The 23,365-nt window shown below is 34.9% G+C and carries 14 protein-coding genes and 1 pseudogene; 10 read left to right on the forward strand and 5 right to left on the reverse strand.

Features of this window, described 5'->3' with window-relative positions:
• Window positions 1-149: 149 nt before the first annotated feature.
• Together F6K06_RS11375 and F6K06_RS34535 are read right to left on the reverse strand one after the other, a co-directional pair.
• A complete protein-coding gene (locus F6K06_RS11375) occupies window positions 150-1,193 on the reverse strand; it encodes a hypothetical protein (protein ID WP_375340272.1) in 1,044 nt (347 codons plus the stop codon).
• Window positions 1,194-1,367: 174 nt separating this feature from the next.
• Window positions 1,368-1,691 (reverse strand): annotated as a pseudogene (locus tag F6K06_RS34535) (ATP-binding protein); the annotation flags it as partial.
• Between the two features lie 474 nt (window positions 1,692-2,165).
• Here F6K06_RS34535 and F6K06_RS11380 point away from each other — a divergent pair.
• Window positions 2,166-3,083 carry an Rpn family recombination-promoting nuclease/putative transposase gene (locus tag F6K06_RS11380; protein ID WP_287241033.1) on the forward strand — a complete coding sequence of 306 codons (918 nt, stop codon included), beginning with the start codon at window positions 2,166-2,168 and terminating at the stop codon, window positions 3,081-3,083.
• A gap of 394 nt (window positions 3,084-3,477) precedes the next feature.
• Here the strand turns inward: F6K06_RS11380 and F6K06_RS11385 are convergent, their stop codons facing one another.
• Window positions 3,478-4,347: an MBL fold metallo-hydrolase gene (locus F6K06_RS11385; RefSeq protein ID WP_124145305.1), complete on the reverse strand. Its 870-nt coding sequence runs from the start codon at window positions 4,345-4,347 to the stop codon at window positions 3,478-3,480.
• Between the two features lie 1,479 nt (window positions 4,348-5,826).
• Between F6K06_RS11385 and F6K06_RS11390 the strand changes: the two genes are divergently transcribed.
• From F6K06_RS11390 to F6K06_RS11400, 3 genes are all read left to right on the forward strand, one after another.
• On the forward strand, window positions 5,827-7,977 hold the full coding sequence (locus F6K06_RS11390) for a Tex family protein (RefSeq protein ID WP_124147688.1): 2,151 nt from the start codon (window positions 5,827-5,829) through the stop codon (window positions 7,975-7,977).
• Between the two features lie 1,359 nt (window positions 7,978-9,336).
• Window positions 9,337-10,131 (forward strand): radical SAM protein, encoded by a 795-nt coding sequence (locus tag F6K06_RS11395; RefSeq protein ID WP_287241035.1) that lies wholly within the window; start codon window positions 9,337-9,339, stop codon window positions 10,129-10,131.
• 223 nt (window positions 10,132-10,354) lie between these two features.
• Complete coding sequence (locus F6K06_RS11400; RefSeq protein WP_124147687.1) at window positions 10,355-10,984, forward strand: 4Fe-4S single cluster domain-containing protein; 630 nt, start codon at window positions 10,355-10,357, stop codon at window positions 10,982-10,984.
• A 1,151-nt stretch (window positions 10,985-12,135) separates the two neighbouring features.
• On the opposite strand, the gene F6K06_RS11405 is transcribed toward F6K06_RS11400, so the two are convergent.
• Both F6K06_RS11405 and mnmE read right to left on the reverse strand, forming a co-directional pair.
• Window positions 12,136-12,528, reverse strand: coding sequence for a hypothetical protein (locus F6K06_RS11405; RefSeq protein WP_287241037.1), 393 nt, complete (start codon window positions 12,526-12,528; stop codon window positions 12,136-12,138).
• A 416-nt stretch (window positions 12,529-12,944) separates the two neighbouring features.
• Entirely contained in the window at window positions 12,945-14,324 is a 1,380-nt protein-coding gene (gene mnmE, locus F6K06_RS11410) for a tRNA uridine-5-carboxymethylaminomethyl(34) synthesis GTPase MnmE (protein WP_287241039.1), read from the reverse strand.
• A 355-nt stretch (window positions 14,325-14,679) separates the two neighbouring features.
• Between mnmE and F6K06_RS11415 the strand changes: the two genes are divergently transcribed.
• From F6K06_RS11415 to F6K06_RS11440, 6 genes are all read left to right on the forward strand, one after another.
• On the forward strand, window positions 14,680-14,844 hold the full coding sequence (locus F6K06_RS11415; RefSeq protein ID WP_161564749.1) for a hypothetical protein: 165 nt from the start codon (window positions 14,680-14,682) through the stop codon (window positions 14,842-14,844).
• Between the two features lie 153 nt (window positions 14,845-14,997).
• A complete protein-coding gene (locus tag F6K06_RS11420) occupies window positions 14,998-15,549 on the forward strand; it encodes a DUF2062 domain-containing protein (protein WP_124147684.1) in 552 nt (183 codons plus the stop codon).
• Between the two features lie 681 nt (window positions 15,550-16,230).
• Complete coding sequence (locus tag F6K06_RS11425; protein WP_287241042.1) at window positions 16,231-16,530, forward strand: hypothetical protein; 300 nt, start codon at window positions 16,231-16,233, stop codon at window positions 16,528-16,530.
• Window positions 16,531-17,007: 477 nt separating this feature from the next.
• Complete coding sequence (locus tag F6K06_RS11430) at window positions 17,008-18,444, forward strand: tetratricopeptide repeat protein (RefSeq protein WP_287241044.1); 1,437 nt, start codon at window positions 17,008-17,010, stop codon at window positions 18,442-18,444.
• A 651-nt stretch (window positions 18,445-19,095) separates the two neighbouring features.
• Window positions 19,096-21,309, forward strand: coding sequence for a serine/threonine-protein kinase (locus F6K06_RS11435; RefSeq protein WP_240039198.1), 2,214 nt, complete (start codon window positions 19,096-19,098; stop codon window positions 21,307-21,309).
• A gap of 1,043 nt (window positions 21,310-22,352) precedes the next feature.
• A complete protein-coding gene (locus F6K06_RS11440; protein ID WP_124147682.1) occupies window positions 22,353-23,168 on the forward strand; it encodes an S-adenosyl-l-methionine hydroxide adenosyltransferase family protein in 816 nt (271 codons plus the stop codon).
• The last annotated feature ends 197 nt before the right edge of the window (window positions 23,169-23,365 follow it).

Consider the following 23,365-nt stretch of genomic DNA (forward strand, 5'->3'; position numbering starts at 1 on the left):
GTGCAAGCTACAACCCAACCTACATTTTTAGGCGTGTTAGTCTACTACTGCTGAAAGCTAAGTGCTGTTTGCAGAGCATTCCGGTACGGAAAATGCTGATAGCTAGTTAAATTTGTTGGGTTTCCTGCGTCAACCCAACCTACGGTCTGTTAAATTAAATTTCCCAATTCTGCCAATATTGGATTCACTTGAAACCAAGACCCCTGACTGTCTCGATATTCATATACTAACCTAGTACCAACCAGAATTTGATATTCCCGATCACCCTTGACCTCTTGACTTTCTTGTACTTGACGCAGCAACTCCCACTCTTGATCGTCCACTCCCAACTTCATTTGATTACCTTTGTCCCGAATAACTCTTTCCAACCATTCACGAGAAAGTGGTAGTTTCCGCTCTTTTGTTATTAAGCTACGCAACAGTTGCAATAATTCGCGAACATGACCCCCACTAATTTGACAGAGGCGATCGAGTGTTTCTGGCGCATCGAAAACTTCCGAAATTAAACCAAGTCGCTGCTCAGGAGCTAAGTCAGGAAATGCTCTCGCCAAAACCATCTGTCGTAAATTCTTCATTCCCAAAGCACATTCATTACCATCTCGCAGTCTCACAGGCACCATTGGCAAAACTTTCGGTTCCACCGCTAGACGACTGGTGAGTCTATTGTAATCATTGGAAAACATCAGAGACAAAGGCATAGTATAAATAACATGACATTTGAGTAGGCGTAAATTTTCTCCTCTATCTACAAATAAGTATTCAGGTTGAGGGCGATCTCCAGATTTAATTATATTTTCTACACGATCAAGATTATCAACTATTACTACCAAACCTTTTTTTCCATATTGTTTCAACTTCTCAACGGTAGGTTCAATTAATTCTGTGTTGATAGTTTCCAGAATATTATCTGTTTGTGGTTCCAAATAATCTTTTAGTTTCTTGCGCAGTTCAAGACTCTTCTTCGTTTTAGCGGTAATTTTACCAATTCCCAAAACTAGAGAAACTCCCTCATCATCACTAGCTTTCACTTCCGCAATACCAGGCAAACCTGCTTCCACAGAAAACTTACCCTCGGAACTAGCGGAAATTTCACCAACCCCAGGCAGTTTAGCTTCCGCAGACAACTCTATCTCTGTTTGTAAAAGTCTGGTCGCTCCATCAATAATTCTTTGAAAACCTCTTGGTTGGGGCAAAGTTATTTTTTCTAAGCTCCCAATACTTTCTGTGACTCGACGAGCGATCGCCAACTTGAAGAAGGAGACAGGAGACAGGAGACAGGAGACAGGAGGAAAATTACATGGGGATTCTCACCCCAAGTAATTTTGAACACCGTGTAGACGGTGGGGTATTAAACCCACAAAGAAAATGATAATATCCCCAATATCAACATCGCCCATTTCCAAGTCTTGGGAAGATTCAAAATAAACCACATGAAATTCTGCTTTTTCTAAAGCTTCCTTCAGTCGTAATAATTCTGTAGATTTGCCACAACCGATATGACCTGTAAATAGTTCACAAGTAGGTTCATCTGGAGAAAAGAATGTGATGTTTTCCTGAAGTTCCTCAATAATTTTGCCACCCCGCACTTCAGAAAAATCTATGTAATACTTTTCGTCTTCTGGGCTATCTGCTTTCAGAACCTGACTGGGGTTTGTAGCTTGAAAAAATTTCTGTAAATCTAGTAATCCCATAATATTTAATGGCCAACTTAAAATAAGGAAGAAGGAAGAAGGAAGAAGGAAGAAGGAAAAAGCTTGCTTTGTCTGAGTTTTGAGATTTTGATATATCCTAACCTTTTGCGATATCCAAGCCCCCTAAATCCCCCAAAATTGGGGGACTTTTTAGAAGCAAATTCTTGTTCCCCCCAAAGTTGGCTTGCTCGGGGGGCAAAATTCAGTATCAAAAAACTTTTCAGATATCCTCTTAATCTATTCTATGTCTATGTACCTGAAGTTGCCACCTTGTCATTTTGAAAAGCATCACAAAAATTCAGAACTTTTTCAGGTAGTATTTCATAAAAAATTGTGATACGATATATATATTGGGCGTTGCTCGCCCATATGCATGACTTTTTATTCAACTAAAATTATAAAATTAATCAACTAAAGCGATCGCAACGTCATCCCAAAGCAACAAAAACTTCCTAAAACGCAATAAAAACTACCATGAAATTTATCAATCCCAAGGTCGATTATGCCTTCAAAAAAATCTTTGGCTCGGAACAAAGCAAAGATATCTTAATTAGCTTTCTCAATGCCATAATTTATGGAGGCAAAAAAGTCATTCAATCTCTCACAATTCTTAATCCCTTTAATCCCGGTCAATTAATCAATTTAAAAGACACCTATTTAGATATCAAAGCAGTTTTAGTAGATGGCTCAATTGTAGTTATTGAAATGCAAGTTGCTAGAATGGCTGGTTTCAACAAACGAGTAGCTTACAATTTGGCTAAAGCTTATGCCAATCAGTTAGAAACTGGAGAAGATTATCTGCTACTAAATCCAGCCATAGCCGTGACAATTACAGATTTTATTCTGTTTGAAAAAAAGGATGATTTTATCAATAAGTTTGTATTTAAGGAGGAGACTAAAAATTTTGAATGTCTTGATAAACAATTACGATTAATTTTCTTAGAGTTGCCGAAATTTAAGAAAGCTTTATCTGAGTTAAATACTTTGACGGATAAATGGATTTATTTTCTGAAAGAGGCTAACAGATTGGATAGTATTCCTGAAAATTTAGGAGAAGTTTCTGAAATAGAAAAGGCTTTAAATATTGCTAATAGAATTAATATGACGGTAGAAGAATTAGATATAGTTGAGCGTCGAGCAATTGCAATGCAAGATGAAAGAGGGCGGATAATTTATGCGAGAGAACAAGGGGAAGAAAAAGGAAGACTGAATCAAGCGATCGCTCTAGTTATGCGTTTACTGAAAAAACGTTTTGGAGAAATTCCAGAGACAATAAATAATCAGATTGAAGATTTACTTTTGTCAGATTTGGAAAGTTTAACGGAGGATATTTTAGATTTTAATAGTTTGGAGGATTTAGAAAGTTGGTTGGAGGAAAATTCGCCTTCTTAATTGAATAGATTATATCATGTGCCCCTTCTAGGGCAGATACCCTAGTGGATAATTACTTATAATAAAGTTTTTGTTTGTAGTTGGGCTTTAGCCCTTACAATACTTATATTATACCATCCATGAAAAAAGAATGTGTTCGAATAATAAGCATCATAAAAATACTTTCATCTCAAGTCTATTTGACGAAAAATATAATTTACAACATCAAAAATGATATTAAATCTATCTATTCAGCAATTCTGTTTGCGGAGCATTCCGTAGGAAATTCTAATAAATACCCTAACTATTTGTAGCAAACATTTATCAATTTGGTATTAGGACTAAAGCCCAACTACGAGCCTAGTTATAACTGTTCTACCTATTTTATATAGAGCGACATAACTGTTAGAAAAACTCATAATTTTTCCATCCAATTAATACACTTTTGTAACTGTTGTTCCATGGTTTTTGTATCAGCATAATATCGATGACCATGACCAGGTAATACCCACTCAAAACTATAAGGTATAAGTTTACCCATAGATTTAATTTGTTCTGACCAAGAATACCCACAATAACGGCGAAAAGCATAAAGTTGATTTAAACGACTAGACCAAGCTAGATGGTCGCCAGTAAATAAAAATTTTCCATATAGTAAGACTGTATGACCTTTACTGTGACCAGGTACAGGAATAATTAATAAATCAGGACTTAGGGAAAATGGTTCTGTTCCAGTTAATTTTATTTCTACATTATTAGTAGTTGAAGAAATATCATCTACATGAAGAATGCGATCGCAGTTAAAATGTTGTCTAAATTTTTGATGGTCTGCTACATCATCTTGGTGGGTTAAATACATATATTTAATTCCTCCCATTTCTTCCAAACGCTTCACTAATGGAGGTAAAAATTGGGGTGAGTCTACTAAAATATTCCCCTCTGGTCTGACAATAAAATAACTAGCTGCTCCAAAAGATTTTTCTGAATGATATCCACAATGATAAACATTATCTGCTACTAAAATTGGCAAGGTTTGCTGAATTTTTTTAATATCTTTTGGTGCTTCAATAGTACCGATAGAATTTGTCGGACAAGATAGTAAAGCTTGTATTGCTTCCTGTCTTTCTTTGTCGTTTTTTGGTTGATGATAAACTGCTGATTTATCTCCATTTCGATGAAAAACTGTAGGTGACATCCAGCGACAAGTATCACAGTCTATACAGGTACTATCAACGTATATATCGCCATTAATATTTTCAGTACGTCGTAATTTAATTTTAGCCATTTTTACCTATTCAAAAAAGCTTATTATGAATTATGATTAATTTTGTAAGCATTTAGCTATTAGCGGTCAGCGGTCAGCTTTTTATTTTTGCTTAACCTGTTAATAATAATACCATTTATCAAAAACTTTTCTACACTTTTTTAAGTAGGGGATTCATTAATGGATAATGGATAATGGATAATTGATAATTACTTCTCCCTAAAAGAAAGAGGATTGACTAAAAGGAAAAAAATTATTTTTTCCCCTTTCAAGGGGAGGCTTTAAACCTGAATTATTTAATTATTTAATTATTTTATTATTAATTCTTCGATAAGGGAGTGGGGGATTGGGGGAGAGACAAACATCAGAATAATTAGTATTAACTTGCTAATAATTAGGAAATAAGTTATTAGACCTGTATTAATTACTTGATAACTGAAGTTTCAGCCAAGTATAACATTACTTTTTGGTATTGGTATAATCCCTCTGACAAAGATAATTATATTCTGTATGTTGGAATAACCACAAGAAAAAATTTAGGAATTAGGGAGTAGGGAACAAGGGGAAAGAACGAAAAATATTCTCACTTCAACAGCTATATAATTTTTATTATGAATTGATATTAGCTTATGGCTGATAACTGATAGTTGGGCTTGAATGCTTACTTGATTTTAACATTTTCCGACAGGAATTCAGATGTAAGAATTTGAATGTTCCTTCAAAGTAGAGAATATAGCAGTTATCATGTTCATATATATTCATTTTTTTCTTTTTTTCTGCTCCCTGTTCCCTGTTCCCTTTTTCCTGTTCCCTGTTCCCTAAAATTCTCCAATATTTCACAAGTTAAATCATATTGCTATAAAAATAATGGATAATTGATAATTGATAATTGATAATTACCTCTCCCTAAAAACGGATAGCATTGAATAAAAGGAAAATTAATTCATTGTTTCTCCTCATTAGGAGAGTATTTTTACCTTAATTATTCGGTAAAATCAAAAAAAATATATTTATATAGATGATTTATGCTGGACATAAATAAAACTTTGGCTCAAGAATTAAATATCAATTCTCAAAGTATTAAAAATACTTTGGAGCTGTAAAAATAATGGATAATGGATAATGGATAATGGATAATTATCTCTCTCTAAAACGGATAGCATTGAATAAAAGGAAAATTAATTCATTGTTTCTCCACGGCGAGTGAGAGGATTTTTACCTTAATTATTCGGTAAAATTAGAAAAAATATATTTATATAGATGGTTTATGCTGGACATAAATAAAACTTTGGCTCAAGAATTAAATATCAATTCTCAAAGTATTAAAAATGCTTTGGAGCTGTAAAAATAATGGATAATGGATAATTGATAATTATCTCTCTCTAAAACGGATAGGATAGAATAAAAGGAAAATTAATTCATTGTTTCTCCTCATTAGGAGAGTATTTTTACCTTAATTATTCGGTAAAATCAAAAAAAATATATTTATATAGATGATTTATGCTGGACATAAATAAAATTTTAGCTCAAGAATTAAATATCAATTCTCAAAGTATTAAAAATGCTTTGGACTTGTTAAATGGAGGAGCGACTATTCCTTTTGTGGCTCGTTATCGGAAAGAATATACAAATTCTTTGGATGAAACTCAACTCCGAAATATATGGGATAGATTTACTTATCTTCAGGAACTTGAAGAAAGAAAAAAGGTAATTCTCAAAGCAATTAATGATGCTGGCAAACTTACCGATGAATTACAGGAAAAAATTGATTTATGTCTGCAAAAAACAGAACTTGAAGACCTATATCTTCCCTATAAACCAAAACGACGGACGAGGGCGACTATTGCTAAGGAAAAAGGTTTAGAATCTTTGGCAGAATTTATTAAATCTCTGAATAATCCTCAAGCAAAATCTACATCTATTGAGCAAGAAGCTGTTAAGTATATTGCTGAAGAAAAAGGAGTAAAAAATATAGAAGAAGCTATTCAAGGAGCATCTGATATTTTGGCAGAATCAGTGGCAGAAAAAGCTGAATTACGCTCTTATATCAGAGAATATTTTCTCAAATCTGGTTGTTTTAGTTCCAAAATTAAAGATGATTATCCTGAAGGTACGACTAAGTTTGAAATGTACCGGAATTTTCGGGTAAATGTTAAAGATATTGCTCCTCATAATATGTTGGCTTTGTTACGAGGAGAGAGTGAAGGGGTATTAAATTTAGAACTAGATTTTGACCGAGATTTTGTATTGTCTTATTTGGCAGATTCAGAAATTAAAACTAGAGTTAAAGAAGTCAGATATTTTTATCAGGAAATGCTCAAAGATGCTTTGAATCGCTTGATGAAAAATTCTTTAATTAATGAAGTTCGAGGGCAAAAGAAGGCCGAGGCAGATATTGAGTCAATTAAAACTTTTGAAACTAATCTAAAAGAGTTATTATTATCTCCACCAGCAGGAATGAAACCTACTTTAGGAATTGACCCAGGATTTAGAACAGGTTGCAAAGTTGCTGTGTTAGATGAAACGGGGAAATTCTTAAAATATCAAGCAATATTTCCCCATAAATCTGCGGCAGAAAAACAACAAGCTACTACAACTATTAAGCAATTAATTCAAAAGTACAAAATTGAACTTATTGCTATTGGTAATGGTACGGCAGGAAGAGAAACAGATGAATTTATGACTGAAGTAATTTCTACTTTAGATAAAAAACCAATAAAAGTCATAGTAAATGAATCTGGTGCTTCAATTTATTCTGCTTCTAAAGTAGCAATAGAAGAATTTCCTGACTTAGATATTACAGTGCGGGGAGCTATTAGCATTGGCAGACGTTTACAAGACCCTTTAGCAGAACTGGTAAAAATCGACCCCAAGTCTATTGGAGTCGGTCAATATCAACATGATGTAGACCAAAAATTGTTGAAGAAAAAGTTAGATGAGACAGTAGAAAGTTGTGTAAATTATGTGGGAGTAGATTTGAATACTGCCTCAAAAGAATTACTAATTTTTGTTTCTGGTATGAGTTCGACAGTCGCTAAAAATTTAGTTAAATATCGGAATGAAAATGGAGCTTTTAAGAATCGTCAAGAAATTTTGAAAGTGTCAAAATTGGGAGGGAAAACTTTTGAGCTTTGTGCTGGTTTTTTAAGAATTCGGAGCGGTGAAAATCCTTTAGATAATACAGCAGTACATCCAGAAAGTTATTCAGTTGTAGAAAATATAGCTCAAGATTTAGCTGTATCGATAAATCAGATTAATCAAATCTCAAATAGAGTAAAATCTCTGGATTTAAAAAAGTATGTAACCGATAAAATTGGCGAACCAACACTCAAGGATATTATCAATGAATTGGAAAAACCAGGACGCGACCCTAGAGCAGAATTTAAGTATGCAACTTTTCGAGAAGGCATCAAAGAAATTAAAGATTTAGAAGTAGGAATGGAGTTGGAAGGAATAGTAACTAATGTCGCTAATTTTGGAGCTTTTGTTGATGTGGGAGTACATCAAGATGGGTTAGTACATATCTCTCAGTTGGCAGATTATTTTGTTAAAGATCCAAAGCAAGTTGTGAAAGTTGGGCAAGTGGTAAAAGTAAGAGTTTTGGAAATAAATGAAAAGTTGAAACGAATTGGTTTATCGATGCGAAAGTAAGTTTAAATAGGAGTCAGTAGTCAGGAGTCAGGAGTCAGGAGAGAAGAAAGAAGCAAGAATAAAAAAGCAAGAAAGAAGAAGAAAGAATAAAGAGGAGGAAAAATAGATTTTTTTTATCACTAATTATCCGGACATGATATAAGTTCAAAATTCATATTATGGCAGGGAACAGGGAACAAAGAACAGAGAACAGGAACAGTGGGAAAAGCTTTTCTCTGTCTCAGGTTCATCATCAACATAAGTTAAACACCAACTCGTTCCTTGCGATAGACCAATTAAAAAAAATGTTACGAATAATAATGGCAGTGGTGGTGGATTGTAATTATTTTTGTTACCAGACAAATAGTGGGAGCATCTTGCTCCCGTAATCTTGTTCAATTATAAAAAATAAAATCAATTATCACACAGAAGTTACTAATTCTTTCCCCTATATGTTGTCAGTTTATTAATTTATGTAAAAAAACAGAATATTTGTATACCGCAATACTTCAAAAAACATCTACTTATATCTATCTTCTTAATAAAGACATTATAAATAGGTGAGCATAAATAAACGCAATATTAGAGGGCGAGTTTTTAGAACTCGTAAGCGCTTAAGTCAAAGCTTTCGGTTAAACCCTCTCCTACAATTTTTTTTACGTTTAATTAGACCTACCTACTTATACAGATTTTATGATTCGTTATATTATGTCCGGTTGATTACTTATAAATAAAATGACGGAGGAGTAAGGAGTCAGGGGTCAGAAGTCAGGAGGGAAGAAAGAAGCAAGAAATAAGAGGAGGAAAAGGAGGAAGTTTTTTTTATCACGCTCTTATCCGGACATGATATTAGAATATAAAAAATATAGTATCCCCCGATTAATTGAAATCCAGTAATGATGTATAAAATTATAGATATAGCAGTCGAAGAAAAAGTTAGAAAATATCAAAAGCTTCAAACTCAGACAACGTAAGATTTTTCCTTCTTCTTTCTTCCTTCTTTCTTCTTCCTTCTGCTATAAAAAACTGAAATATAGACTTGTGAATTCGACAAAAAATTATTTATATAGCGTTTTGATATGGGGTGTGGAGACCAAGTGCTATGAAAAAGGTATGGAGGGAATAGTAAAGGAGGGAAAACAGCATTAAATAGCAGCAAAAACAAGAATATAAGGTAATAGAACGGCGCACTTTTTTTATTAGAAAAAAACTCAATCTATATTTACATCTCAAATAAACACACTATAGATAATAAATAGACTTCTTGCAAAAGTTTTAATTAAATTAATTCAAGATATGAAATCAATAATTCCCTATTCCCTATTCCCTATTCCCTGACTTGTGCAAGAAGTCTAATGTGAGAAATAAAAATTAAATCAAATGATGACAAAATTAACTGATGAATTTATACCAGTCTATGGACCAGTAAAATCTTGGCGATATGGTCAGTCTCTAGGAATAGATCCCATAGGCAAAATTTCTACCTGTTCCTTCAATTGTGTTTACTGTCAATTAGGAGAAATAGAACAAAAAATAAGCGATCGCTCAGTCTATGTATCTACCACAGAAATATTATTAAGTCTGCAAAAATTTGCGCCGTGGGATGTGGATATTATCACTCTGAGTGGCAGTGGAGAACCGACATTAGCTCTGAATTTAAAAGAGATTCTACAAGAAACGAAAAAATTAACAAACAAACCCATATTAGTATTAACAAATGGCACAACTTTAACTAATCCAGAAGTTAAATTAGCCTTAACTTTAGCAGATCGAGTATCAATCAAAATAGACGCAGTAACTTCCAAACAACTACAAGGAATTAATCGACCCGCAGAAATATTAAATCTGTCAGATATCTGGGAAAATATCAAAGATTTTAGAGATAAATATCAAGGCAAATTAGCAATCCAAACAATGATTTTATCTCCATGGAATACTCAAACCAAAGTCGAATATATTAACTTGGTAAAATATCTCAAACCAGATGAAATTCAACTTAACACCCCCACTCGACCTAAACCAATAAAACGTCAATTAGATGGCAGAGGAAATCATACAGAAGATCGTCCTTATGCAGTACAAAAATTAAAGTGTATTAGCCTAGAAAAGTTACAAAATTTGGCAGAAGAAATTTACAAAAATACTAACATTCCTGTTCGTTATAAACAGAAATAACATCCTGGTTGTTTGATGATAAAAAAACAAGGTAAGCATTTCCTGCGGAATGCTGTGCAAACAGCTTTTTAATGAATGAAGCAAGCACTTGCTTAACTTCTACTACATTTTTAAACAAAGAATTGAAGCACAAGAGCAACGAGCTTAAATTGTCCACTAAAAGTAATAAAGCTGATAGCTGATAGCTGACCGCTGAATGCTTGCAAAACAAGTAAATAGAAATATGATTAACTTAATAGCCAAATCATCAACAATAACACCAGTAGAAATTTCATCAGAATATCTCAATATTATGGGCTATATTGATGAATCTGAAGTAAACGGACCTGGTTGTCGTGCTGTAGTATGGGTACAAGGTTGTAAACGTGGATGTGCTGGATGTTTTAATCCTGATTCTTGGTCTTTTGATATTAACCAATTAATCAGCGTTGAAGAACTAGCAAATAAAATATTAAATAATCCTCGGAACACAGGAGTTACCTTTTCTGGAGGGGAGCCATTTTTACAAGCATCAGCACTAACAGAATTAGCAAAAATCTTAAAAGCTCGTGGTTTAAATATAATGTCTTTTAGTGGGTTTACTTTACAAGAATTACAATCAAAAAATGCTCCAGTAGCTGCTCAAGAATTATTATCTCAGTTAGATATTTTAATTGACGGACCATTTATAGAAACCTTAGCTATTCACTCTCCTAATTCTCTAGTTTCTTCTAGTAATCAACGAGTTAGAGTATTTAATCCAGAATTGAAAAATCAATTAAATTGGGCAAGCGATCGCCTAGAAATTCATGTGCTTAAAGATGGCAGTCGGATATTTACTGGTTATTGGGGACAGTTAGGTTTGGGCGAGTAAAATAAATATTAGACCGCGTAGGGTGCGAAGCATTTTACGTAATGCACTATTCCACAGCAAAAAGGCGTGACAGTAAAACCAACTATTTCATCAATATTTAAAATTAGGCAAATACAAATGTAGATACTATATAATCCGCGCTTAGTAAGGTTTCCTGATTAATGTAGAATAAAACTTTTAAAACTTTTAAAAATTAGTTTTGCTCAAAATAAAGTATTCCTAGGTGCGGACAATTTTTCCGAAAAAGCATCAGCTTCCAATGTTAATTAATATCAATTTCAAGATATTTTATTTGACTTCAGCATCAATGTTCTAGCTTTTCTATCTTTGCCTTTAACAACTAATACCAATTACTCAAAATAATTCTATACTTCTTAAAAACTTTAGTTATTAAGTAATAATAATAGTTAATTAATGTTTTGAGCAATTATTTGTATGAAATCAAGGTATACTGTTCGTTATTTACCGAAAAATTGTGGGTATGCGCCTCCCTTTTTAAAGAGATAAAAAGCGGTCGTTAGCGTAGCTTCCCGTATGGTGGGATGGGGTTTTGCTCCGCAACATGTAAACCGAAGCTGCTCTGTCACTCTTCGGGTCTCCTCGCCATATCCAATCGACCAAGAGAAAAGAGACTGTTCCTTATGTAAATCCTCTAGCTTTCCTACGGAATGCTGCGCAAACAGCTAGAGGTACTGATAACTGTTAGCGAAGCTCCGACCATAGGAGGCTAACTGATAATTGATAACTGAAATGACCTACTCCCTATTCTCTACTCTCAAGAAAATGTAGCAAAAATGGGTCAGATAAGGTATAATGTTCATTATTTACCTACTCCCTATTCTCTACTCTGAGAATGGGAAGAAATTATAGCAATGTGCGCTGGCATATTTACAAATTACAGGAGATGTCCAATAGCTAAAAGTCTTATATTATCAGCCTTTTATTCCCCCTGTTGCCTGTTGCCTGTTGCCTGTTGCCTGCGCACAGCGCTATATTAGTCAGAAACAAAAAATATAGCAATTATTATCAGGTCTTGAAACTATACCATTGTACAATAAATTACCTCAACGATCGAGTTTCAAAACCTAAATTAGACTGCTATATTTTAAATTGAGAATCTATGAACTATATAACCTAGTAAAACAAAGAAATTATCTCTTCTTCTTAATGTTACGAGCCATGCTTGTAAAATCTATTTCAGAGTTAGAATTACTAATGCTACGAGGCTTTACAGTAGTAGGGGTAGTAGGGGTAGTTGAACTAGAAGAAATAGATGCGCTAGAAGCATAGGAAGCAGTTTTAGTTTCTCCTATAGTTTCTTTCACTTGCATAGAAGAAGCACTCTTTTCTGTCTCTCCTTCTATTAAATTAATCTTACCTGCTGCTTTGGGATAGCTCCTCTTAACTGCAATAGATTTCCGCATAAAGTTTACATCACCAAGACTACTTGCACTATCTGCATCTAGAAAAAAAGCTTCCTTTGGTTGGTTATCGTCCTTATTACTGCCAAATAGTCCAAAAAATGCTCCGATAAATCCACTCATCTGTTTTTACCTTTTGTATTATGTTGATATTGTTATGTTATGTAAAAGTTTATCATAAATTATCACAAATATTCACAAATTTTCTCATAATTTTTTCTATCTTCCAATAATAGTCATAAGTCAATAATCAGGAGTCATAAGTCAGGAGCTAGCGCCGCTACCCGGAAGTCAAAAGTCGGGCATCAAGTGCGTAATTTTGAGGTTTCCTCAGAATGTAAGACGCACTCAAAACAGTTAAAAGTATTGATTTGTAAGGCTTTTAGGAGTTTTGTAACTGATTAGTTATTTCTGCCATCCTGCACTAGGAAGATGCACCCGATGTCTAATAGATAATGATGACCCAAATGCCTAAATATTGAGATGACAGACAAAATAAAAAATATAGAGTAGAGAATAGATAGTAAAACTCTGAGAAATTATTTCCCGATACAAAAGCGACTAAAAATTTTGTCTAAAACAGACTCCGTTACATCCTCTCCCGTAACCTCTCCCAAAGCATAAATTGCTCCCCTTAAATCTATGGTCCAAAAATCTAGAGGTAAATTATTTTTAATTGTATTTAAACATTGTTCCAAAGCCACCTTTGCTCTAGTTAAAGCTGCTGCTTGCCTTTGATTAATAGCCAAATCTAGATTTTCTGCCTGCAAATTACCCAAATTTACAGAATTAATAATAGCTGCTTCAAGTTCCTCAATTCCTTGATTATTAATAACTGCTGTAGTCACAACATTCTTAATAGTTTCTGGATAAAAAATAGACTCCATAAATTCCGACTTAACCAAGTCAACTTTATTAATTATCAAAATTAAAAAACGATGTTTTACCTGTTGATAAATAACCTCATCTAACTCCGTCCAACCAGCACTAGCGTCAATAGTCAATAAAACAAGGTCAGCAGACTCAGCAGCTCGACGCGACCGCTCTACCCCCATTTTTTCCACCTGGTCTTCAGTTTCTCGAATACCCGCCGTATCCAAAACCTGCACCGGGATACCACCTACTACTAACTGAGACTCTACCACATCCCTCGTAGTGCCAGGAAGATTAGTCACAATAGCGCGATCGCTACGACTCCAGGCATTTAATAGACTCGACTTACCCACATTCGGACGTCCGATAATAGCCACCTTCAAACCACTTCGTAATAACTCACCCCTACTTGCAGTTGCCAGTATTTGTGATAAATTTACCAAAATATTATTAACTTCTTGAGCAATTGTAGACTCATCCAAAGGTGGTAAATCTTCCTCAAAATCAATACGAGCCTCTATCTCTGCTAATATATCAATACAGTTAGCCCTTAACTGACGAATTGGACTAGCTAACTTACCTTGTAAACCAGCCAAAGCAACTTGAGCAGCTACAGGAGACTGAGACCCCACAAGATCGGCAATACTTTCCGCCTGAGTCAGATCCAGTCGTCCATTTAAAAAAGCTCGTAAAGTAAACTCCCCTGGTTGAGCTAGTCGTGCCCCCGCCTCAATACATAACTGTAATACTTGTTGTATAGGGATAATTCCACCATGACAGTGAAACTCAACTATATCCTCACGAGTATAAGAACGAGGAGTCTTCATAATTAATAATAAAGCTTCATCTACTAACTGTCCAGTTTGGGGATGGCGAATATAACCATAGAGAATGCGGTGAGTCTCCCAAACCTGCTTCCCTGGTGCATGAAATAAGGTTTTGGCAATTTTCATTGCCTCAGAACCAGATATTCTGACTATGCCCACACTTCCTTGTTGGGGGATAATAGCGGTAGCGATCGCTGCAATAGTATTTCCAGTAGTCATTGACACTCCCCCGTCTATCTTTTGCGATTCATGTTTGTAGAGCATTCGGTAGGAAATTACCTATTTTCACCTTGGGGAGTCTATGTATCCCTGCTCTAAAAATATGTGGTTTTATAGTAGACTAAACCTACTTTTTGATCATTCTGACATATTTCTGTTTTTGATACAAGTAAATTACTTACAGCACTTTTTAGACAGCGTGAGGTACAGTTTTAAGGTTAATCTTTTTTCCCTACTGCCTACTCCCTAAAGTCCTAAAATTTTGTACCTTATCAACTTCAAAACTGCTGTGATTTTTGCCCTGATCATATCAAATCCGGTAGCATTGATGTAAAGAGGGTGGAGAGATGGGGAGATGGGGAGATGGGGACCCACACTTAACCCCTCCCATGAGGGAGAGAGTGAGAAAGATTTGGCAATGGCGCTGAGGATGGAACATTTTTTTATACCGAACCCGAGCAGATTTGATAATCAATTACCAGTTTTTGGCATAGTTATGCAGAAAATCAATATCCTGTAAAAAGATCGTCAGAAATAGAGATAATAGTTTCAGACTTTATTATCTATTTGAGGATTTTTCCCAATCATTTAGACTAACTATAATATTGAAGAAAGAAGAAGATAAACTCCATAAAAATCATAGTCATCAAAAATCAATTTACTTATATATTTTATGTTCAAAAATATCTCAAATATTTCACAAATTCCCCAGCAACTACTACCTAAGCAAGTCACAACAAAATATCCATCTCGTAGACATACACAAACAAAGTGGAATAGATACGGGCGATATTTATACTGGCGCTTCATTCGGATGCGGGGAACTCCAGAATATATTGCTAGAGGTTTAGCAATGGGGGTCTTTGCCGGATTATTTCCAATTTTTGGTCTTCAAACCATAGTGGGTATAGTACTAGCAACTTTGTTCCGAGGTCATAAAGTTGCTGCGGCTGCTGGTACTTGGGTGAGTAATCCCTTGACTTATGTGCCAATTTATGCAATTAACTTTCAAGTTGGTCAATTATTACTCAACTCTCAAGAGGAGTTCATGGCTAAAAGTATTATTTCATTTCAAGAGTTAATGAAATATGGGAGTAAGTTTGTAGCAGCCCTATTTTTAGGTTGTTTAGTAATGGGTCTAATTTGTGGGACATTGAGTTATTTTGTCGGGTTAAAATTGATTCATTTATGGCGTCGCCAGCGCCTCAAAAAAATGAGCAATTGATTGAGATGAAATTAATTTTTTTGAAGTTTATATAATTATTTAATTCTGACAATACAATCCGATAATTTTTGATGACTATAGTATCGTCAGCTATGATAAATAAACAGAAATAATGAATTGATATGATTTTACTAAGAGAGTAGCATTACCAAACTAAATCTTTTTACAGTCAAACTATATAAAGCTTTTCATGTTGACTTTACTGACTTACTCAAACAAACCTTGAATAGACAGGCAGAGAAAAATTAAAAAGCTAATAGCTGAAACCTAATTGCTACTAATTGCTATATATTGGCAGAAAATAGCCTATGAAAAAATAGGAAAAAAGGCTTAACTTTGATCGTGATTCTAGCAGGAGTAGTTGATAAAATTCCTCCTAAAACCTGAAACCTAGAACCTGAAACCTAAAACCTAAAACTTGACTCCTAGAACCTGACTCTTGACTACTAATTCTTTAATGTAACTATCTTTTTCAAATTTTATATATAGCAGTCCAAGGAAAGGTTAGGACATATAAAAAGCTTAAAACTCAGACAAGACCAGATTTCTCCTTCTGTCATAGATAACTAATCGCCTACCTACTTAAACGCCTTTTTCCTTCTTTCTTCTATCCTAGATAACTAAACATCTTCTTTCTTCTTCCTTCTGCCATAACACACATTTGTAATGGGGTAAAAATAGATGATAATTGACCAAATTGTAGATAAACGCTATCGTTTGATCAAACCTATAAATTCAAGTATCTTAGGACAAACATATCTGGCTACAGATACCCACCGTCCAAAATCTCCTCAATGCCTAGTCAGAGAAATTAGACTAAGCAATTTTAAGAAAGAAAATCGAGAAGTTATATTATCATTATTTCAAGAAAAAGCAGAAAAGATTTATCGTTTGAGTCAACACAATGGTTTACTTAACTTATTAGCTTATTCTGAAGAAAACAATACTATCTACTTAGTTGAAGACTATATAGTAGGTTGATCTCTAAATCAAGAATTAGCTATAGTTAAGTTTTTACCGGAAGTAGAAGTAATCAAAATATTAAAGGATGTACTAGAAATTTTAGCCTTTATTCATGGTCATGGGGAAACTCATGGAAAAATAACACCAGCAAATTTAATCAGGCGAGAGTTAGATGGAAAATTAGTCTTAATAAACTTTTGGTTAGAAAGAAAAATTACAAGAATTTTAGAACAAAACGAGGAATTATTAATCTCAAAAAATGGTAGCCAAAATAACTCTGATAGTTTACTTTATATACCATTAGAAGAAAGTCAAAAAGAGCTAGATAAAAATAGCGATATTTATGCTCTAGGAATAATTGCTATTCAAGCACTAACAGGATTATCTACTCAAGATTTACTCAAACAAAAGCAGACTAACAAGACTCTAGGACTAGAAATACCTTGGCAAAATCTACAAGTATGCTCTCTAAGTCTATCAAATATCATTGACAAAATGGTAAACAGTCAAGGTAAACAACATTATGACTCAGCTTCAGAAGCGCTTACAGAATTAAAAAACATAGTAATATTTACCAAGAAAAACATTCTCTCAAAACTAGAAACAATAATTACAGTGCCTCAAGAAATAGATACTCCCACACCACCACCTCAACTCAGAAACAACACAAAAATTAGACTTATTGCAGGTTTAATAGTGATAACCATAGCAGGAGTAGCGATCGCCTATTTCTGGCATTGGCAGTTTATATTCAAAGCACAAGCACTCTATAAACAAAGTCGAGAATTAGCTAAACAAGGAGAGCAACAAGCAGCGATCGCTAACTATACTCAAGCACTACAATTAAACCCACAAAATGCAGCCATCTATTATCAAAGAGGCAACTCTTATTATTCCCAAAGAGCTTATGAAAAAGCAATTAAAGACTATACAGCAGCTATTACGATCAAAGAAAATTATCACACTTATTATCAACGTGCCTTAACTTATTATGAATTAGGCGACAATGAAAAAGCGATTACCGATTTAACACAAACATTAAGAATTTATCCCAAGTATACTCAAGCTTATCAAAAACGAGGACTAATTTATGACAAAATTGGGGATTACAAAAATGCGATTCAAGATTATAGTCAATCAATTAAACTTAATCCTCAACATAGCGATGCTTATCTTCATCGAGGAATAGCTAGAGCAGCGATCGGAGACCAAGCAGGTGCAATAAGTGACTACACTCAAACCATAAAACTTAACCCCAGCAATGCACAAGCTTACGAAAGTCGAGGTATAGCTCAGTTTGAAATCGCAGATTATCAAAGTGCAATAGCAGACTACGACCGGGTACTAGAATTAAAACCAGATTATTCCGATACCTATACAAAAAGATGTAGTGCTTATCTAAAGCTAGCAAATTATCGAGCAGCAATTAAAGATTGTCACCAAGCAATAGAAATAAACTCTCAAGATTCTCTAGCATACCATAATCAATGTATTGCGTACTTAAATTTAGGAGAATATCAAAAAGCAGCAGAAAACTGTAGCATAACTATTGAGATGAATCCTGAAAATGCTGAAGCATACAAAAACAGAGGTAGAGTGCGGTCTGCTAGTGGTGATTTGTCTGGTGCTATAGAAGACTTGACCACAACAATCAAAATAAATCCTGAAAATTCTTTTGCCTACAGCGATCGAGGTCTAATTTTCTCAGATATAGGAAACTATCATCAAGCTATTGAAGACTTTGACCAGGCAATAACAATAAATCCGAGTAATGCCATAGCTTATTATAATCGAGGTATTATTCTTTTTGAGCTACAAGAGATACAAGCAGCAATAGCAGACCTTCGCCAAAGTGCCAATCTCTTTTTAGAGCAAGGCAGAACAAAAAATTATCAAAACTCACAAAATATGCTCGAAAAACTACTCCAATAATCAACTGCTTCAACAACCAAATTTTGCTACTTCAAAACCTGTAATATTTGTTTTCCTTGATTAAGTCTACTGACAAAATATTAAAATTTACCTACCACCTAATGCTAGTTCGATCAATGTTTGATAGAAATAGTTATACTTTTTCTAGTAGTTATGATTCTCAAATCAGAATAAATATAGCAGGGAACAGGGAACAGTGGGACAAACAATTTCCCCTGATTCGGATCATCATCCGCATAAGTCCTAACCTACCTGTCTATTCCTATATCTTAAATATTACTTATTAAGGTGAATATCCCTTACATCAAACCTCGTCTTTAAGGACAGAGTTTCAAAGAGATATCTAATGCAAAATCTTTTTAATTCCCCTGATTATTCATAAAATTATTTTTTAAAATTGGTATAATAACAATTTTATAAATCTTTGCTACAAATAGCTAGGTTATTTCTGAGGAGTTAACCCACCCCTAGCCCCTCCCAGTAGGGGAAGTCAGGAATCATAACGAATAGCTTTAATACCATTTATTAAGTCGTAAGTTATCTTTTTAGTCAAAGGGACATCTCCTGCATTTGTCTTTTGATTGCCCTTATTATTTGTAACATTCTTTTTTCAAAATGGTATAACACCTAAAACCTACCACCTACCACCTTATGAGTAACACGAACATGATTGGTCAACTTCTAGATGGACGTTACCGCGTCGTTCAAATCCTGAGTGCTGGTGCATTTGGACAAACCTATCTGGCAGCGGATACTCGTCGCCCTGGGCATCCTCAATGTGTGGTCAAACAACTACGCGCTCCTGGCAATAGTTATACAATAGTTAGAACTGCTCACCGTTTATTTAAACAAGAAGCAGAAATATTAGAAAAATTAGGTAGGCACGAGCAGATTCCTTTACTACTAGCTTATTTTGAAGAAAATAACCAATTTTATTTAGTTGAAGAATTTATCCCTGGAAAACCATTAAATAAAGAAATTATACCCGGTAAACCTTGGCAAGAAAAACAAGTAATCAAACTGTTGTTAGAAATTTTAGAAATTTTGGTATTTGTACATGAAAATGGCGTAATTCATCGGGATGTTAACCCATCTAATTTAATTAGACATCAAACAAATAAAAAATTAGTTTTAATTGATTTTGGTTCTGTCAAAGAAGTTAGTCATAAAATTGCAGCAGAAAATGGAGAGGTACAACGAACAATAGCGACAGGTACTCCTTCCTATATGCCCATCGAACAATTTCAAGGAATTCCTCAATTTAATAGCGATTTGTATGCAGTGGGCATGATTGGTATTCAAGCTCTGACAGGTATTCCCGGTAGCGAACTCCCTAAACTACAAGACCTTCGTCCATCAAATCCTAGTGGTATTCTCTGGCGAAATCGAACCCTATGTTCCTCAAATCTAGCTAATATTGTCGATCGAATGGTACATTACCATTACACAAAACGTTACCAGTCTGTAGAAGAAGTTGTGAAAGCGCTACAGAAAATTAGCAGTCGCCCTCAAAAATTGACAAAACAACTACCCAAAACTAAAAACAATCGAAATTATCAAACTAAAACAAGCTCACGGAGAGTGAAATCTCATCCTTTATGGTTTGTTTTGTTTGGTTTTGCCAGCGTGGGGGTCATTGCAGTGCTGATTGGGTTAGTGTATTTCTTGAATCGCCCAAACCCGGTCAAAGCAGAGAGGATATTTGAGAAAGGGATAGAAAATGCGAACAATGGTAATCAACAAGCAGCAATTGCCGCTTATGACAAAGCAATTCAACTAAATCCCAATGAAGAAGAATATTACTATAAACGTGGCAACGCTTACTATAACTTAGAAAATTACCAAAAAGCTATTGCTAACTATAGCAAGGTAATTAATTTGAACCCTAGCCATGTTAATGCCCATTTTAACAGAGGGACAGCTCGTTATGATACCCAAGATTATGCCGGAGCAATTAATGATTTCACTCAAGTATTGCGCCTCAAACCTCAAGATGCGGAAGCTTTTTATAAAAGAGGATTAGTTCACTACAGCTCTCAAAACTATCCCGCTGCTATTCAAGACCACACTCAAGCTATTCGACTGCAACCCAATAATATAGATGCTTACCATGGTCGAGGATTAGCTCGTGCTGCTAATAATGATTTACAAGGAGCAATCACAGATTATACTGAGATGGTTAGACTTGAACCCCAAAAGATAGATGGTTATTATAGTAGAGGCAGAGCGCGCTTTTTTATGGGAGATTATCAAGGATCTTTAGATGATTATAATAAAGTTATTGAAATAGACCCTGAAAATGAAGAAGCTTATGCTAATCGTTGCAGCACATATTTGAATTTAGCAACTTATGAAAAAGCTATATCTGATTGCACTAAAGCAATTACAATTAACCCTGAAAATGAAGTTGCTTATAATAATCGATGTATTGCTTACCTCAATATTAAAGAGTATGAAAAATCTATATCTGATTGTACAAAAACAATTGAAATTGCTCCCAAAAGTCCGTCAGCTTATACAAATAGAGGATTAGCTTACGCTTCGGCAAATCAACTGGAAAAGGCAATAGAAGATTATACTCAAGCAATAGCTATTAGTCCGAATAATGCAGAAGCTTATGCAAATCGTGCTAGTGTTTATTCTGAACAAGAAAATTATGAGCAAGCGATCGCTGACTATGTTCAAGCAATTCGACTTAACCCTGAATATGCTGATGCTTACTATAGTAGAGGATTGGTTAGAGTTAATCTTGGGGATAGAAAAGGAGCAATTAGTGATTTTGAAAAAGCAGCCAAACTTTATTTAGAGCAAGGTCGAACAGGAGGTTATAGAGATGCCCAATATCAAATTGAGCAATTGAATTAAATGGGGAAATGGAGAGATGGGGAGATGAGCATTTTTCTACCTGCTTGGTGCGCATTCCCTTGCGTCTGGCGTGCCCCGCGGGATCTGACCGCTTTCTAAGTCGATTGGATATGCCGAGGAGACGCGCTCTTGAGAGAGCCGCTACCTCTTACAGAGCTGCTTTCCTATGGTCATGCTGCGCAAACGCTAACGCTAACGCCATCCCACCCTACGGAAAGCTCGAATATCGACCGCTTGCGCCGTGCAACAGTGAGTGCAGTGCGTTGAACGGGTACCCCGACTTAAAGCAACTGCCGAAACCGAAGGGCATGGGGTCGCATCCGCTTTTTCCCCTATTCTATTTCTGAATTTCCTGACTTCTGAAGCGATCTGGAAGGAATATCCCAAATTTGCGTTCCGTTTCCAGTGTTCTCACTTGAATTTACACCTATCACCTACCACCTAAAAACTTTAACGTTCGCGGAACCCATAAGGGAGTTCTATCGTGCCGTGCTATTAAACGGACATAATATTAGTGTTTGATATCAAATCCGTTTAATTGGACATAAAAAAAATCTCGAATCGTCATAACTACGCTCATCTTTGTGATTCTCTCTCCTCCTGACTCCTGACTCCTAAAGACTTAACCAATCTATAACTGTTTAACCGGATTTAATATGACATAGATTGATGATGAACCCTAAGACAGGAAAATTTTTCCTACTATTGTCTATTGCCTATTGCCTGTTCCCTGTTGTCTGTTCCCTACTATAGTATCATGTTAGGCTGAAACTTATAAATAACTTAGCGAGGAGTCAGTCCTCAGCAGTAGGGGGAGGAAAGAAGAAAAGTAAAGATAATTGGCGTCGGTAAATGACAGGATGAAATTTGTAGGGGCAATCCCCCAATGATTAACCGGGGACGGTTACAGAGCGCTACCCCAAAATATAAATCATCCCATCAATTACCAACGCCAGATAATTTTAGTATTTATTCGGTACTGTCAGTTCTTAAATTTTATTTATAACTGATTATCCGAACATGATATAATATCAAAAATAATCATGTCTGATAGAAAAATAGTTACACTCTTAACTGATTTTGGATTAAAAGATGTTTATGTCGGTGTGATGAAAGGTGTAATTTATCAAATTAATCCGACAGTAACGCTAATAGACCTCACCCATGAAATTCCTGCTCAAAATTTATTTGCAGCAAGATTTTGTTTAAAAAATGCTTATCCCTATTTTCCCACAGGAACAGTTCACATAGCTGTTGTCGATCCAGGTGTAGGAAGTGCCAGAAGAGCGATCGCTATTCAATTATCAACAGGTTTTTTTGTCGGACCCGATAACGGTATTTTTAGTGGTGTGCTGGAAAACCTAGAAACACAAGAAATAAAAGTTGTGGAATTGACTAATTCTGACTATTGGCGCACAAATTCACCTAGTACAACCTTTCACGGTCGAGATATATTTGCTCCTGTTGGCGCTCATATTGCTAGAGGGGTTTCATTAGAAAATTTGGGAGAAAAAATTAACCCAGAAAGTTTAGTAAAATTACCTTTAAATAAAATTACTCTCACAGACTCAGGTATTGAAGGTTCAGTTCAATATATTGACTATTTTGGCAATATAATTACTAATATTCCCAGCAGTTATATTCAGGGTAAAACCTGGTTAGTTGTGATTCAAAAAAATGACAATCTTTCATCCTATAAAACTATAGTCAGTGGCAATACTTATAGTGACTGTCAACCAGGGGAAGTAATTGCAATTGTTGGTTCTCACGATTTTGTCGAAATCGCTGCTAATGCTAGTAGCGCTCAATCTCAGCTTAATTTGAAGTATGGAGATAAAGTTCAAATTACTCAACTCTAACTCAGCATTGTTTTTTTCAGTAGACATCTCTAAGTAGGGTTTGCAGCAAAAAGTCTTATGGGTGAGGGTAGGAGTCAGGAGTCAGGAGTCAGGAGTCAGGAGTCAGTATAAATGGGAATTATAGAGGAGGTAGGAGTAAGAATTGTCCCTTGATTTCTCTGCCATAATCGTCCCAAAATACTAGCTTTTTGAGCTTT

This window comes from Okeania sp. SIO1H4 (assembly GCF_010672695.1).
GTDB classification, from domain to species: Bacteria; Cyanobacteriota; Cyanobacteriia; order Cyanobacteriales; family Microcoleaceae; genus Okeania; species Okeania hirsuta.